General features: G+C 65.0%; 9 protein-coding genes. 3 read left to right on the top strand and 6 right to left on the bottom strand.

Going from position 1 to position 12,832, the window contains the following annotated elements; all coding sequences use genetic code 11:
* The first annotated feature begins 478 nt into the window (after positions 1–478).
* Positions 479–1,006, top strand: coding sequence for a carboxymuconolactone decarboxylase family protein (locus tag ACFFWD_RS11350; protein WP_376964966.1), 528 nt, complete (start codon positions 479–481; stop codon positions 1,004–1,006).
* A 211-nt stretch (positions 1,007–1,217) separates the two neighbouring features.
* On the opposite strand, the gene glsA is transcribed toward ACFFWD_RS11350, so the two are convergent.
* The 4 genes from glsA to ACFFWD_RS11330 all read right to left on the bottom strand — a co-directional run bounded on the left by glsA (position 1,218) and on the right by ACFFWD_RS11330 (position 6,887).
* Positions 1,218–3,077, bottom strand: a complete 1,860-nt coding sequence (gene glsA, locus ACFFWD_RS11345) for a glutaminase A (RefSeq protein ID WP_376964964.1) — start codon at positions 3,075–3,077, stop codon at positions 1,218–1,220.
* Positions 3,078–3,099: 22 nt separating this feature from the next.
* Positions 3,100–5,301: a TRAP transporter permease gene (locus ACFFWD_RS11340; RefSeq protein WP_376964962.1), complete on the bottom strand. Its 2,202-nt coding sequence runs from the start codon at positions 5,299–5,301 to the stop codon at positions 3,100–3,102.
* Between the two features lie 46 nt (positions 5,302–5,347).
* Positions 5,348–6,511: a TAXI family TRAP transporter solute-binding subunit gene (locus ACFFWD_RS11335; RefSeq protein WP_376964960.1), complete on the bottom strand. Its 1,164-nt coding sequence runs from the start codon at positions 6,509–6,511 to the stop codon at positions 5,348–5,350.
* Between the two features lie 154 nt (positions 6,512–6,665).
* Complete coding sequence (locus ACFFWD_RS11330; RefSeq protein ID WP_376964958.1) at positions 6,666–6,887, bottom strand: acyl-CoA carboxylase biotin carboxyl carrier protein subunit; 222 nt, start codon at positions 6,885–6,887, stop codon at positions 6,666–6,668.
* A gap of 130 nt (positions 6,888–7,017) precedes the next feature.
* Here ACFFWD_RS11330 and ACFFWD_RS11325 point away from each other — a divergent pair, with 130 nt between their 5' ends.
* Together ACFFWD_RS11325 and ACFFWD_RS11320 are read left to right on the top strand one after the other, a co-directional pair.
* Entirely contained in the window at positions 7,018–7,992 is a 975-nt protein-coding gene (locus tag ACFFWD_RS11325; protein WP_376964956.1) for an IclR family transcriptional regulator, read from the top strand.
* Entirely contained in the window at positions 7,922–9,481 is a 1,560-nt protein-coding gene (locus ACFFWD_RS11320; protein ID WP_376964954.1) for an acyl-CoA carboxylase subunit beta, read from the top strand. Before ACFFWD_RS11325 ends, ACFFWD_RS11320 begins: the two co-directional genes overlap by 71 nt.
* A 73-nt stretch (positions 9,482–9,554) precedes the next feature.
* Here the strand turns inward: ACFFWD_RS11320 and ACFFWD_RS11315 are convergent, their stop codons facing one another.
* Positions 9,555–10,853: an MFS transporter gene (locus ACFFWD_RS11315; protein WP_376964952.1), complete on the bottom strand. Its 1,299-nt coding sequence runs from the start codon at positions 10,851–10,853 to the stop codon at positions 9,555–9,557.
* Between the two features lie 106 nt (positions 10,854–10,959).
* Positions 10,960–12,147, bottom strand: a complete 1,188-nt coding sequence (locus ACFFWD_RS11310) for an acetyl-CoA C-acyltransferase (RefSeq protein WP_376964950.1) — start codon at positions 12,145–12,147, stop codon at positions 10,960–10,962.
* Positions 12,148–12,832: the final 685 nt, after the last annotated feature.

Genomic DNA, 12,832 nt, shown 5'->3' with positions numbered 1-12,832 from the left:
CACCTGCCCAAACACACAGCAATGCTTCAATTTCTGGGCTTTTCAGCAGACTGCTAGAGGGCAGGGAAGCAATCCAGGACGCGATACAAAACTGGATTGCCCTCGGCGCTTTCCTCCCTGGAACTCTGACTAGCGCCAGTAGAAGATGACGCTGGCGATGACGAGCATGGCCGTCACCGCCAGCATTTGCGCAAGCGCTTCCGAGGCCGCCCTCTTGGTGGCTTCCTTCATGCGTTCTCCCTAGACTTCGGGCGTGACTCATCGTTGCGCGAACCGCGCACAAGACGGCCAGATTTTTACTCGGAACACCCCGCGACGAGTATTCGCTTTGATTGAGTCCCCACTCAGCGAATATCGACGTCTTGAAGGTCGATCATCAATGCGGCGGCATTTTGGCTCGGACGTGTTGCTCCCGAGACGGGTGCCGGATAGTGTTTTGGAACCCAACGCGAATGAACAGCACAAGCAAGGTTAGGAAATGGCCCGCATCAACTACTCCGATCCCGCAAGCGCGAGCCCGCGCACCCGCGAAATTCTCGACAAGAACCGCAACGCCAACATCTTTCGCATGATGGCGCATTCGCCGAGCTACTTCGAGCAGTACTGCCGGCTCGGCGGTGCGATCCGCCACAAGGGCGAACTCGATCCCGTCGTGCGCGAACTAGCGATCACGCGCACCGGCATCCTCTGCGAAGCGCCGTACGAGATCGTCGCGCACAAGCGGATCGGCAAGAATGTCGGCGTCACCGACGAGCAGAACGAGGCGCTGGAGAACTGGCAGGCCGCAGCCTGCTTCAACGAGGTGCAGCGCGCGGCGCTCGCCTTCACCGACGAGATCGTCAAGCTGAAGAAGCCGACAGATGCGACCTTCAAGGCGATCGCCGCGAAGCTCTCGCCGGCGGCGCTGATCGAGCTGCAGCTCTCGGTCGGCTTCTACATCATGACCTCGAAATTCCTCGAGACGTTCGAGATCGACATGCAGCCGGTGACCGAGGTGGTGAGCTAGGTTTCGGGCAAGCTGGCTGCCCTCCGTTCCCTCGGGTAGTCGCGCGTGCGGGTCCATTGGCGCTGGCATTTCCGCATCGTCATGGCCGGGCGTGACCCGGCTATCCACGTCTTTTCTTCACGCGGAAACGAAGACGTGGATACCCGGGACAAGCCCGGGCATGACGAGTTTGCGGCGGCCCTGTAAGAACGGGGAGAGGGAGAGGAAAAATCTAGCCCGACGTCAGCAAATCCACCTTGGCATTCGCCACGATCAGGCGGTCGGCCAGGATCTGCGCCAGGTTGCGCATGATGCACTCGCCGGCGCGCGGGTGCTGCTTGCGGAAGCGCTCGAAGTCAGGGATCGCCACCTCGTAGGCAGTCGCCGACATGTCCGCCAGCACGTCGGCCGACCGCCGCGGCTCGAGCAGCGCCATCTCGCCGAACGCCGTGCCGGCGGTCAGCGTCGCGAGGCGGATGCCGTCGGGCAGGGTGACGTGGACGACACCGCTGCGCAGGAAGAACAGCGAGGTCGCCTCGTCGCCGGTGGCGACGATCTTCTCGTTCGGCCGATAGGTCCTGACGGTGCAGAGCGAGGCGAGGTCGGTCAGTTCCTCCGCGCTTAATCCGGCGAGCAGCGGCTGCTCAGAGAGCTCGGTGGTTTCGAGGAAATCGATCGAACCGCCGTAGCGGTAGACGATCTGGTCCTCGGCCCATTCGATCGCGGTGTCGAGCAGGTAGAAATCTCTGATATTGCCGAGCCGGCTGGTCCACTCGCTGATACCAGTCCATTCCCGCGAGGTCCGCTTGATGCCGGACAGCACCACGGTGACGCCGAGCTCGGCGAGTTCCTTGAACGCTTCGGCGACGAGGCGGGCGCCGGCGCGGGTCGTGGCCGTGACGCGGCGCAGGTCGAAGATCACGAATTGCGGGCGCGGCCCGCCGGCGAGGCGCCGCGAGACGTAGTCGACATTGGAAAGCGACAGCGTGCCGACCAGCTCGATCACGCGGACCTCCTGGAAATGCTTCGCCAGGATCTCCTGCTCCTGCGGCCGCCGCACGCGCCGTGACGGGTTCTTGCCGATATTGTAATCGGCGATGATGCTGTGGCGCGCGTCGTCGCTGCGGTTCAGCATGTGCAGGTCGTAGTGCGCCGACAGCGCCTCGCAGACCTCGATGCCGCGCACGCTGTTGCCGTGCTTGTCGAGCTTCGGCGAATAGCTGCCAAGCCCGAGCCGCGCCGGGAGCGCCGCCAAAATGCCGCCGCCGACGCCGCTCTTGGCGGGGATGCCGACGCGGTAGATCCATTCGCCGGCATAGTCGTACATGCCCGACGACGTCATCACCGACAGCGTGCGCGCGATCGCATACGGCGTCACCACCTGCTCGCCGGACACCGGGTTGATGCCGCGGTTGGCAAGGGTGGCCGCCATGACCGCAGTGTCACGCGCGGTGACAAGGATGGCGCATTGCCGGAAATAGACGTCCAGCACCGCCGGCACATTGTCGGTGATGACGCTGTTGGTGCGCAGCAGATAGCCGATGGCGCGGTTGCGGTCCCCAGTCGCGCTCTCGGAGGCATAGACCGCCTCGTCGGCGCCGAGCTCGCGGCCAGCGAAGCGGCTCAGCGCCTGGCGGATGTACTCGAACGCGCCATCGTCCTTGGCGGCGTGGATCAGGCCGGAGCAGGCGATCGCGCCGGCGTTGACCATCGGGTTGAACGGGTGGTTTTCCGCATTCAGCCGGATCGAGTTGAAGGGATCGCCTGACGGTTCGACGCCGATCACGCTCTCGACCCGTTCGGCACCCAGCGTGTCGAGCGCCAGCGCAAACACGAACGGCTTCGACATCGACTGGATGGTGAACGGCACCTTGGTGTCGCCGACCTCGTAGACATGCCCATCGAGCGTGGCCAGGCTGATGCCAAAATGGGCAGGGTCGGCCTTGCCGAGCTCGGGGATGTAATCGGCGACGGCGCCGCCGGTCTCGGGCAAGAACTCTGCGTGGCATTGGTGCAGGAATCGCAGCAATGGCGGCTGCGAACCGGTCCAGTTGATGGTGCTGGCGGTGACGGGAGGAGGCGACTGTTTCATCGCCTTCTGTTGTGCAACGCAATCAAGGCGCGCGCAACTGGTTCGGAACCAGGGACTGGCGGCGCACCATGAGCCGCGCGATCAGGAGTGTCGGTGCGAGGATCGCAAGGCCGAGCAGCGTCACCTGCATCTGCGACAGCGGGTTGATGCCGCCGCCGGGCGTCGCCACCACGAAGCCGCCGATCACGAGCAACACCCGCAGCGGCCATTCCAGCGGCCCGGCGCCGCGGAGATCGCCGACGAAAGCCTGATAGCCTTGGATGCCGCCGCAGATGAAGACAATGCCAAGGCATGCAAGCCCGGTGAGGCCGAGCGCATCGAGATAGGGATTGCTGCCCTGGAGCAGGAGCGCGGGGTTCAGCACAAAGAAGAACGGAATGAAATAGATGATGCTGCCAACCCACATGCTCTCCCATCCCGTTTTCATCGCCGGCGCACCGGCGATGCCGGCCGCGGCAAAGGAGGCGATCGCGACCGGAGGCGTGATCGAGGACAGCATGCCCCAGTAGAAGATGAACATGTGCACGGCCATCTTGTTCAGCCCGAGCTTCTCCAGCGCCGGCGCCACCAGAATGGCGAGGAAAATGTAGCAGGACGTCGTCGTCAGCCCGAGCCCGAGGATCAGGCTGGTGACGGCGCACATGATCAGGAGCAGGAAGGCGTCGCCGCCGGCGATGCTGAGCAGATCGTTGGCGAGGCTCGAGATCACGCCGGTCAGCGAGAATGCCCCGATCAGGAGGCCGCAGCCGGCGAGGATCGCAATCAGCTCGACGAAGGTCTTGCCGTTCAGCTCCAGGAATTGCAGCCAGCGGGCGCCGCTCCAATTCTTGCCCGGAAAGAACTCGTTGAGCGCCGCGAGCAGGCACATGCCCCAGAGGATGGCGTTGAGCACGCCGAACCAGAACATGAGCGCCGTCACTGCGATTGAAACGGCCAGGACCAGCGAATTACCGAGCCGCCACGGCGCCGGTCCCGACCATTGGTGCAGGATCACGAGCAGCACGGAGGCATAGAACGGGGCGTGGCTCTCGCGCTTGAAGTAGAGCAGCATCACCACCAGCACGACGATGACGAACAGGTAATACCAGCCGTCCTTGAACGCGTCCCAGAGCCGCGGCAGCTCGGCGCGCGGAATGCCCCGCAGCTTGTGGCGCGCGGCGTAGGCGTCGACCTGGGCGAACAGGCCGACATAGTAGAGCACCGACGGAATGGTCGCGGCGAGCGCGACATCGGCATAGCTCGTGTTCATGAACTGCGCCATCACGAAGGCGGTCGCGCCGAGCACCGGCGGCGCGAGCACGGCTCCGGTCGAGGCGCAGGCCTCGATCGCGCCGGAATAGGACGGCGTGAATCCCGTCTTTTTCATCGCGGGAATGGTCATGGTGCCGGCGGTGAGCACGTTGGAGACGATGCTGCCGCCGACGGTGCCGAGCAGGCCGGAGGCGAAGACGCAGACCTTGGCGGCACCGCCGCGGAAGGTGCCGCACATCGCGAAGGCGATGTTAATGAAGAACTTTCCGGCGCCGGTCATCATCAGCGCGGTGCCGAACACCAGGAAGCCGATCACCGTGTCGGCAAAGGCCTGGATCGGGATTCCCAGCAGGCTTTCGCCCGAGAGCATGTGATAGGCGGTGGTCTGCTGCAGCGTCGACTGCGTGCCGCGGAAGGGGCCGAGCCATTTGGCATCAGCAAACAGCGGATAGAGGGTGAACGGCAATACGCTGAGCAGCAGGCTCCAGCCGCCGGTGCGGCGCAACGCCTCCATCAATACGAACCACATGACAAGCCCGGCGGCGACGACATTGGTCGGTGCGCCATCGAACTCCCAGCCGAACTGCGCGGCCTTGCGGATGTTGAGCATCAGCCAGATCGCCGAGCCGAAGGTCGCTGCGAACAGGACGAGGTCGTACCAGGGAATGCGGTCGAGCGGGGCGGTCTCCGTTCCCGGGAAGATCAGGAACGTGAAAGGCAACATCAATGCGATCAGCAGGTAGAAATACTCTGTATTCAGCTGCGTGTAGTCGATGAAGAAGCGCAGCGAGAATTGCTGGTTGACGCACAGCAGGATGGTGGCGGCCGTGACAACGATCAAGGCCCAACGCCACGCGCCCCGCAACGTGCGCACGCGGGTGACTTCGGACTCCTGCAAGTCCGCCGCGGCGGAGAGATGCGGATCGTCGAACTCGACCTTCTTCGCCGGCAGGGCCGTCGCGCTATCGGACATCACGCATCCCCCAATGCTGTTCGTTTTCGCGGTGGCCCGGCGGCCGTCACTCAAAACCGTTCGGCATGTTGGCTTTCGCCAGCGCCGCGCCGCGCGCCTTCATCCAGCCGTCGAGGAAGGCCTTGTCATCGGACGGCGGATTGGACTTGCCATAGTCCGCCCAGGCCGCGATCAGCACCTCCTGGCGCTTGAAGAGCGCGTTGTTGTGGGCATCCTGCTCGGCCGTCCATTGCCCGGCTTCCTTCAGCGCCTTCACCGCGCCCGGATGCACCGGCACCACCCAGTTCTTGGTCTGCCGGTCGGCGCCAAGGCCGGCGGCACCAGGGGCTGCGTCCTTGTAGGCATCGTAGTTCGCGATCATCGCCTTCGTGATCGCATAGATCTGGTCGGCCGGCTGCGCGGCGTAGGCGACGAAGATCGGATAGGGGTAGTTGCCGAGTTCGACCGGTTTCTCCGGCGAGATGCCGGCGCCGCAGGTCGCGGTCTGCGGGAAGAAGAACGAGCCGACCTTTTGCACCCGCGCCCAGCCGTCCTTGTCGTTGGCGGGCAGCGGCGGCCAGATCAGGCCGCGCGGCGAGGTTTCGGCCTCCTTGGCGGGGCCGGTGATGGTGGTGCCGAAGGCGGCGTCGGTGTCGTTGTTGATCAGGCCTTTCCACATCGCGCCGTAGCTTGCGAACTCGACGACCTTGACGTCGTTCTGCGTCAGGCCGCCGAAGGCGAGCATCGCGAGCGAGTTCTGGTTGAGCGCGGGCGAGCCGACCACGAAGCCGACGCGCTTGCCCTTGAGATCCTTGATCTCCTTGACGCCGGCATCGGCCGCGACGCCGAGCGCGGCGGAATTGCAGTCGACCGACGACAGCAAGAGTTGCAGCGGCTGCGGACCCCATTCCTTGGCGCCGAATTCAAACACGCCTTCCTGCGCGAAATAGGTGCCCGATCCCATCGCGGACGAGATCGCGCGCTTGGCGCGCAGCGGCGCCAGGCGCGCGACGTCGTTGCCGGCCGGCAGCACACGGACGTCGGTGCCGTATTTGTCCTTCATCATCTTGCCGACGCCGACCGCGATGTTGAAGCCGGCGGTGCCGGTATCGTAGGCGGTCACCGCCATGGTCGGCGGCAGCTTGATGTCCTCGGCCGAGGCGGGCAGGGCTGCGAGTGCGGAAAGGCCGGCAAGCGCGGCGGGCGCAAGCGCCATCAGCCGATGAATCATATTTCCTCCCTTTGTTTCGCTGTGCGAAACTTTTCGTGTCCGGGATGATCGCATCGCGAAATTGCGATGGCAACGCTACCTCCGGCGCATGCCGGCGATATGAGCCGTTGCGTCACCAGACAGATTGTCGCGGGTGAAAGATTGAGCAGGCGCGTCAGGTCTCGACGATCGCGATCGCCTGGCCTTCGGCGATGACGTCGTCGATTTTGACCAGAATCGACTTGATTTTGCCTGCTGTCGTCGATGTGACGGGGATTTCCATCTTCATGGCTTCGACGAACGCGATGTCGTCGCCATCGCCGATGCTGCTGCCGGCTTGAACAGGAAGCGCGCACACGCGCCCGGCAACTTCGGTCACGACCTTGATCTCTGGCATTCCACTCTCCGATACCGTCTTGCGGAAATTTCATCCGGCGAACGGCTTTTTGTTGTGGCGACAGATTGCCTGAGGTAGCTTGTTCTGCAAGCGGAATTTTATTCCGTATGGCGGAATGGAGCCAAAAGATATGGGACGGCGCTCGGAACGGCTTAGCAGGCAGGGAATGCTCGCCAGTGAGACTGGCGATGGCGATGTCATCCAGGTGGTGTCGCGCGCGTTTGACGTGTTGCGGTGCTTTGAAGGGCACGAGGCGCGGCTCGGCAATCTTGAGATCTCGAACCGCTGCGGATTGCCGCGCTCGACGGTGTCGCGACTGACGCACACGCTGACGCGGATGGGACAGCTCGTCTATCTGCCGCGCGATCAGAAATATCGCATCGGCCCGAGCGCGGTGGCGATGAGCACCACGATGATGAAGGGGCTGCAGCTTCGCAACCTGATCCGGATGCGGCTGCAGGAAGTCGCCGACCTGTTGCCGGGCACGGTCGGCTTCGTGATCCCCGACCGCTTTCAGATGGTCTATCTCGAATTCGCGCGCGCGGCGAATGCGCTCGGCCTGCACGAGACCACCGGCAGCCGGATCTCGATGGCGACCACGGCCGCCGGCCACGCCTATACCGCTGCGCTCGATCCCGCCGTCGGTGACGCGCTGATCGCGGAGATGGAGCGCGAGATGCCCGACGGCGCGAAGCTGTTGACGCCGCGCATCGAGGCCAACCGGCAGCATCTGCGCGAGCACGGCTATGTCGTCGCCTGCGGCCTGTGGAGCCCGCACATCAACGGCGTCGCGGTGCCGCTGTGGTCGCCGCAGTACCAGACCTATGTCGTCACCACGATCGGCCTCTTGTCTGCGATGTATGACGAGAAGCGGCTGCATCGGGAAGTCGCGCCGCAGATGGTCGAGCTCGGCGCCGCGCTGGGCAGCCTGCTCGAAGGCGCCGATGGCGATATTTTCACCAACCGGCTCGATCGCAAATCGCTTCCGGTGACCGCTCATAACAACAACAAAATCATCAGGACGGAGGCAATGAATGACCTGGAAGCCGGAACTCGACGACCTCGCCCGGCGCGAAGCGTTCGCGCGGGAGATGGGAGGCGTTGACAAGGTCAAGCGACAACGCGACCAGGGCCGGCTGACCGTCCGCGAGCGCATCGACAAGCTCGTTGACCCGACAAGCTTCCACGAGGTCGGTGCCATCTCCGGCATCGCCGAATATGACGAGAATAACGAGCTCAAGCACCTGACGCCGGCGAACTGCGTGTTCGGCCGCGCCAGGGTCGACGGCCGCACCGTGGTCGTGGTCGGCGACGACTTCACCGTGCGCGGCGGCTCGGCCGACGCGTCGATCTCCGCCAAGCCGCTGATGGCAGAGGAGATGGCGCACGATTTCCGCCTGCCGATCATCCGCGTGATCGAAGGCTCCGGCGGCGGCGGCTCGGTGAAGACCATCGAGACCAGGGGGGCGGCCAATCTGCCCGGCGGCGTCGGCGGCACGCGCGCCTACTGGTTCACGCTCGCCAATCTGGCGCGCGTGCCGGTCGTCGGCCTCGGCCTCGGCTCGGTGGCGGGCCTTGGCGCTGCGCGACTGGCCGCGACGCATTATTCTGTCATGACGAAGAACTCGGCGATGTTCGTCGCCGGGCCGCCGGTGGTGAAGCGGCTGGGCCAGGATCTGACCAAACAGGAGCTCGGCGGCGCTGATATCCAGACCCGCGCCGGCGGGATCGACCAGGCCGTCGAGACGGAAGAGGAGGCGTTCGAATACGCCAGGCGCTTCCTGTCCTATCTGCCGTCGTCGGTCTACGACCTGCCGCCGACCATTCCCTGCACTGACGATCCTGAACGCGCCGAGGAGTCGCTCTTGAAGGCGGTGCCGCGCAATCGCCGGCAGGTCTACAAGATGCGCCCGATCATCGAGGCCGTCGTCGACAAGGGCTCGTTCTTCGAGGTCGCCGCGAATTTCGGCCGTCCCGTCATCACGGGCCTGGCGCGGATCGAGGGCAGGGCCGTGCTGCTGCTCGCCAGCGATCCCTTCCACTACGGTGGTTCGTGGACCGCGGACGCCTGCCAGAAGGTGATCCGCTGGGTCGACTTCGCCGAGACCTTCCATCTGCCGGTGGTCTACCTGATGGATTGCCCCGGCTTCATGATCGGGCTCGAGGCGGAGAAGACCGCCACCATCCGGCACGGCGTGCGGGCGATGGCGGCGGTCAACCAGAGCACGGTGCCCTGGTGCACCATCATCATCCGCAACGCCTTCGGCGTCGCCGGCGTGGTGCACCAGCCGGCCAACCGCTTCTCGATGCGCTACGCCTGGCCGTCGGCCTATTGGGGCTCGCTGCCGCTGGAAGGCGGCATCGAGGCGGCCTACCGCGCCGAGATCGACGCCGCCGAAGATCCTGCGGCAAAGCTGCGCGAGATCGAGGACCGCCTCAACAAGCTGCGGTCGCCGTTCCGCTCGGCCGAGAAGTTCTGGGTCGAGGAGGTGATCGATCCGCGCAAGACGCGCTCGCTGCTCTGCGAGTTCGCGCGTCTGGCCGAACCGATCCGCACCGCCGGGCCGCCGCGCAACATGTCGACGCGGCCGTAACGAGACGAGTGGCGAATGGCGAGGAGCGAAATACGCTGCGCCATTCGCCATTCGCTATTCCCCATTCGCTTCGTCACGCCGCGACCGGATTCGCCTGGACCGCTGGCTTCGGCCGCGAGATCGCCAGCACAATCAGCGATGCGATCACGCACAGTGCGCCGGCTATGAAGAAGGCGGGCAGGTAGCTCGCATAGATCGTCCGCGACAGGCCCGCGCCGAACGCCGCGGTGCCGGCGCCGAGCTGGTGGCCGGCGAAGATCCAGCCGAAGACCAGATTGGCGCGCTCGGCGCCGAAGCGCTGCGCGGTGAGGCGCACCGTCGGCGGTACCGTCGCGATCCAGTCGAGCCCGTAGAACATCGCAAACAACGACAGGCCGTAGAACGAGAAGTCGGAGAACGGCAGGAACACCAGCGACAGCCCGCGCAGGCCGTAATACCAGAACAACAGCCAGCGATTATCGTAGCGGTCGGACAGCCAGCCCGAGATGATGGTGCCGAAGAAATCGAAGATGCCCATCGCCGCGAGCAGGCTTGCGGCCTGCACCTGCGGGATGCCGAAATCGAGGCACATCGGGATGAGGTGGACCTGGACCAGGCCGTTGGTCGAGGCGCCGCAGATGAAGAAGGTCGCGAACAGGATCCAGAACACCGACGACTTCGAGGAGTCGCGCAGCGTGCCGAGCGCGGCCGCCATGATCGGCGCGTTGGCGGGCGGCGGCGCCGACAGCGGCGCCGTGCCCTCATCGCCGAACGGACGCTGCCCGACATCGCTCGGCCGGTCGCGCATCACCATCAGCACGGCAAACGCCGCGACACCGAGCATGACGCAGACCAGCGCCAGCGCGACCCGCCAGCCGTAGCGCTCGGTGAGCGTCGCCAGTAACGGCAGGAAGGCGAGCTGCCCGGTCGCAACGCTCGCGGTGAGGATGCCGACCACGAGGCCGCGCCGCGCCACGAACCAGCGCGCGGCGATCGTGGCGCCGAGCACCAGCGCGGTCATGCCGGTGCCGATCCCGATCACGACGCCCCACAGCAGCATGAGCTGCCAGACCTGCGTCATGAACAGCGACGCCAGCAATCCGGAGACGACGATCAGTTGGGCGGCCAGCGTCACGTTGCGCAGCCCGTAGCGGTTCATCAGCGCGGCGGCGAAGGGCGCCATCAGCCCGAACAGGATGAAGCGGATCGACAGCGCGGAGGAAATCTCCGCGGTGGTCCAGCCGAATTCCTTCTGCAGCGGCACGATGAAGACGCCGGGCGCGCCGACGGTGCCGGCCGAGATCAGCGTGGCGAGGAAAGTCACGCCGACCATCACCCAGCCATAATGGATGTTGCGGCGGGCGAGGGTTGCAGCAAGCCAGTTCGAGATCATGGGGCCCCAGTTGACTTCGATGAGAATGAGTTTGGTGGATATAATGACATGAGGGAACTATGTCTAAAATGACATAGTTCCCTCAATTTCGGACTCTGTCGTCGCGCTAGTGCGTGACGCGCTCGACCGCGATCGCGGTGGCCTCGCCGCCGCCGATGCACAGCGCGGCGACGCCGCGCTTGAGGTTCTGCGCTTCGAGCGCGTGCAGCAGCGTCACGATCAGCCGGGCGCCGGTGGCGCCGATCGGGTGACCGAGCGCGCAGGCGCCGCCATTGATGTTGAGCCGGTCGCGGGGAATCCCGAGGTCGCGTTGCGCGGCCATCGCGACCACCGCAAATGCTTCATTGATCTCGAACAGGTCGACATCGCCGACGCTCCAGCCGACCTTGTCGAGCAGCTTTCTGATCGCCGGGATCGGCGCTGTCGTGAACCATTGCGGTTCCTGGCTGTGGGTGGCGTGGCCCTTGATCTCCGCGAGCACCGGCAGCCCGTCGCGATCCGCCAGCGAGCGCCGGCTCAGGATCAGCGCCGCGGCGCCGTCGGCATTGGCGGAGGAGGCGGCCGGCGTGATGGTGCCGTTGGCGCGGAACGCCGGCTTCAGACCGGGGATCTTGGCCGGATCGACCTTCAGCGGGTGCTCGTCATTGGCGATGACGCGGGGGCCGGCCTTCTCGGCAAGCGTGATCGGCGCGATCTCGGCCTTGAAGGCGCCGCCCTCGACCGCCTTGCGGGCGCGGCTCAGCGTCTCCATCGCGAAAGTGTCCTGGTCGGCGCGGGTGAACTGGTAGGCCTCGGCGGTCGCCTCGCCGAAATCGCCCATCGAGCGGCCGGTCTCGTAGGCGTCCTCGAGCCCGTCCATCATCATGTGGTCGATGATGCGATCGTGGCCGGCGCGGTAGCCGCCGCGCGCCTTTTGCAGCAGATAGGGCGCGTTGCTCATGCTCTCCATGCCGCCGGACACCACGATCTCGGCCGAGCCGGCCTTGATGATGTCGTGGGCGAGCATCGTCGCCTTCATGCCGGAGCCGCAAACCTTGTTGACCGTGGTGGCACCGGTGGCGTCAGGCAGTTTTGCGCCGCGCGCGGCTTGCCGGGCTGGGGCCTGGCCCTGGCCGGCCGGCAGCACGTTGCCCATGAACACCTCGTCGATTCTTTCAGGCGCGAGTTTCGCCCGGTCCAGCGCCGCGCCGATCACGTGCGACCCAAGCTTGTGCGCCGACAACGGCGAGAGCTCGCCCATGAAGCGGCCGAGCGGAGTGCGGGCGGCGGACAGGATGACGACGGGATCGGCCATGACAGGACTCCTTTGGAGGTCGGAGATTCTATTGAATTATATGCATCATATGATTCGACGCAAAAAATGCAACGGTGACAGGCATGACAAAATGTCGTGTTCACATGATTTGGATCGGGAGCGCGGCTTCGCGTTCTTCGACTGTTGCGAGTAGGGCGCAGCAACAGCGCCGTCGTCCCGGCCTAGTGCGCAATTGCGCACGGGGGCCGGGACCGATACTCCGCGGCAGCTGTTGTAGGTGGGACTCGTCGTTCGGCATCGCGCACCAATCAACATTTGTGGTTATGGGTCCCGGCCTTCGCCGGGACGACGGCGAGTTTGTTGCGCGGGCTGCTAGCCACACACACGCGTTCTCGCGGCACGATGTGTCCGAGGTTTCTCAAAACATCCGCCGCTCTGCAAGTAGAGGGCGCAGGGAAAGCCGGGTTCGCACCCATGGGTCCCGTGCAACAAAAAGCACGGGGGTAGGACCACAGGTGAAACCGGATACACACCGGCTTTCCCTGCACAATGGTTTTACGGTTTCCTTCGTGCTCTCCCCGGCGAGACCGGGCTTGTTTGCCACCGTCTTCCCACCGTCTTCGCAGGACGTTTCGCGTCTTGCGAGGAGACACCAACCACTGGGGCGATCGTGCCCCGTGGCGTGGTGTAGCTGAGTGCGGATCACCACGTTCGCCGGCATGGG

Origin of the sequence: Bradyrhizobium erythrophlei (genome assembly GCF_042430365.1) — a bacterium.
GTDB lineage: Bacteria > Pseudomonadota > Alphaproteobacteria > Rhizobiales > Xanthobacteraceae > Bradyrhizobium > Bradyrhizobium erythrophlei.
This window is presented reverse-complemented; position numbering and strand designations above follow the sequence as displayed.

What these genes read in the sequence shown, in the direction of transcription:
- ACFFWD_RS11325 (WP_376964956.1), top strand. Translation starts at nt 7,018, where the DNA reads ATGGGACGGCGCTCGGAACGGCTTAGCAGGCAGGGAATGCTCGCCAGT.
- ACFFWD_RS11340 (WP_376964962.1), bottom strand. Translation starts at nt 5,301, where the DNA reads ATGTCCGATAGCGCGACGGCCCTGCCGGCGAAGAAGGTCGAGTTCGAC.
- ACFFWD_RS11310 (WP_376964950.1), bottom strand. Translation starts at nt 12,147, where the DNA reads ATGGCCGATCCCGTCGTCATCCTGTCCGCCGCCCGCACTCCGCTCGGC.
- ACFFWD_RS11335 (WP_376964960.1), bottom strand. Translation starts at nt 6,511, where the DNA reads ATGATTCATCGGCTGATGGCGCTTGCGCCCGCCGCGCTTGCCGGCCTT.
- glsA (WP_376964964.1), bottom strand. Translation starts at nt 3,077, where the DNA reads ATGAAACAGTCGCCTCCTCCCGTCACCGCCAGCACCATCAACTGGACC.
- ACFFWD_RS11330 (WP_376964958.1), bottom strand. Translation starts at nt 6,887, where the DNA reads ATGCCAGAGATCAAGGTCGTGACCGAAGTTGCCGGGCGCGTGTGCGCG.
- ACFFWD_RS11320 (WP_376964954.1), top strand. Translation starts at nt 7,922, where the DNA reads ATGACCTGGAAGCCGGAACTCGACGACCTCGCCCGGCGCGAAGCGTTC.
- ACFFWD_RS11350 (WP_376964966.1), top strand. Translation starts at nt 479, where the DNA reads ATGGCCCGCATCAACTACTCCGATCCCGCAAGCGCGAGCCCGCGCACC.
- ACFFWD_RS11315 (WP_376964952.1), bottom strand. Translation starts at nt 10,853, where the DNA reads ATGATCTCGAACTGGCTTGCTGCAACCCTCGCCCGCCGCAACATCCAT.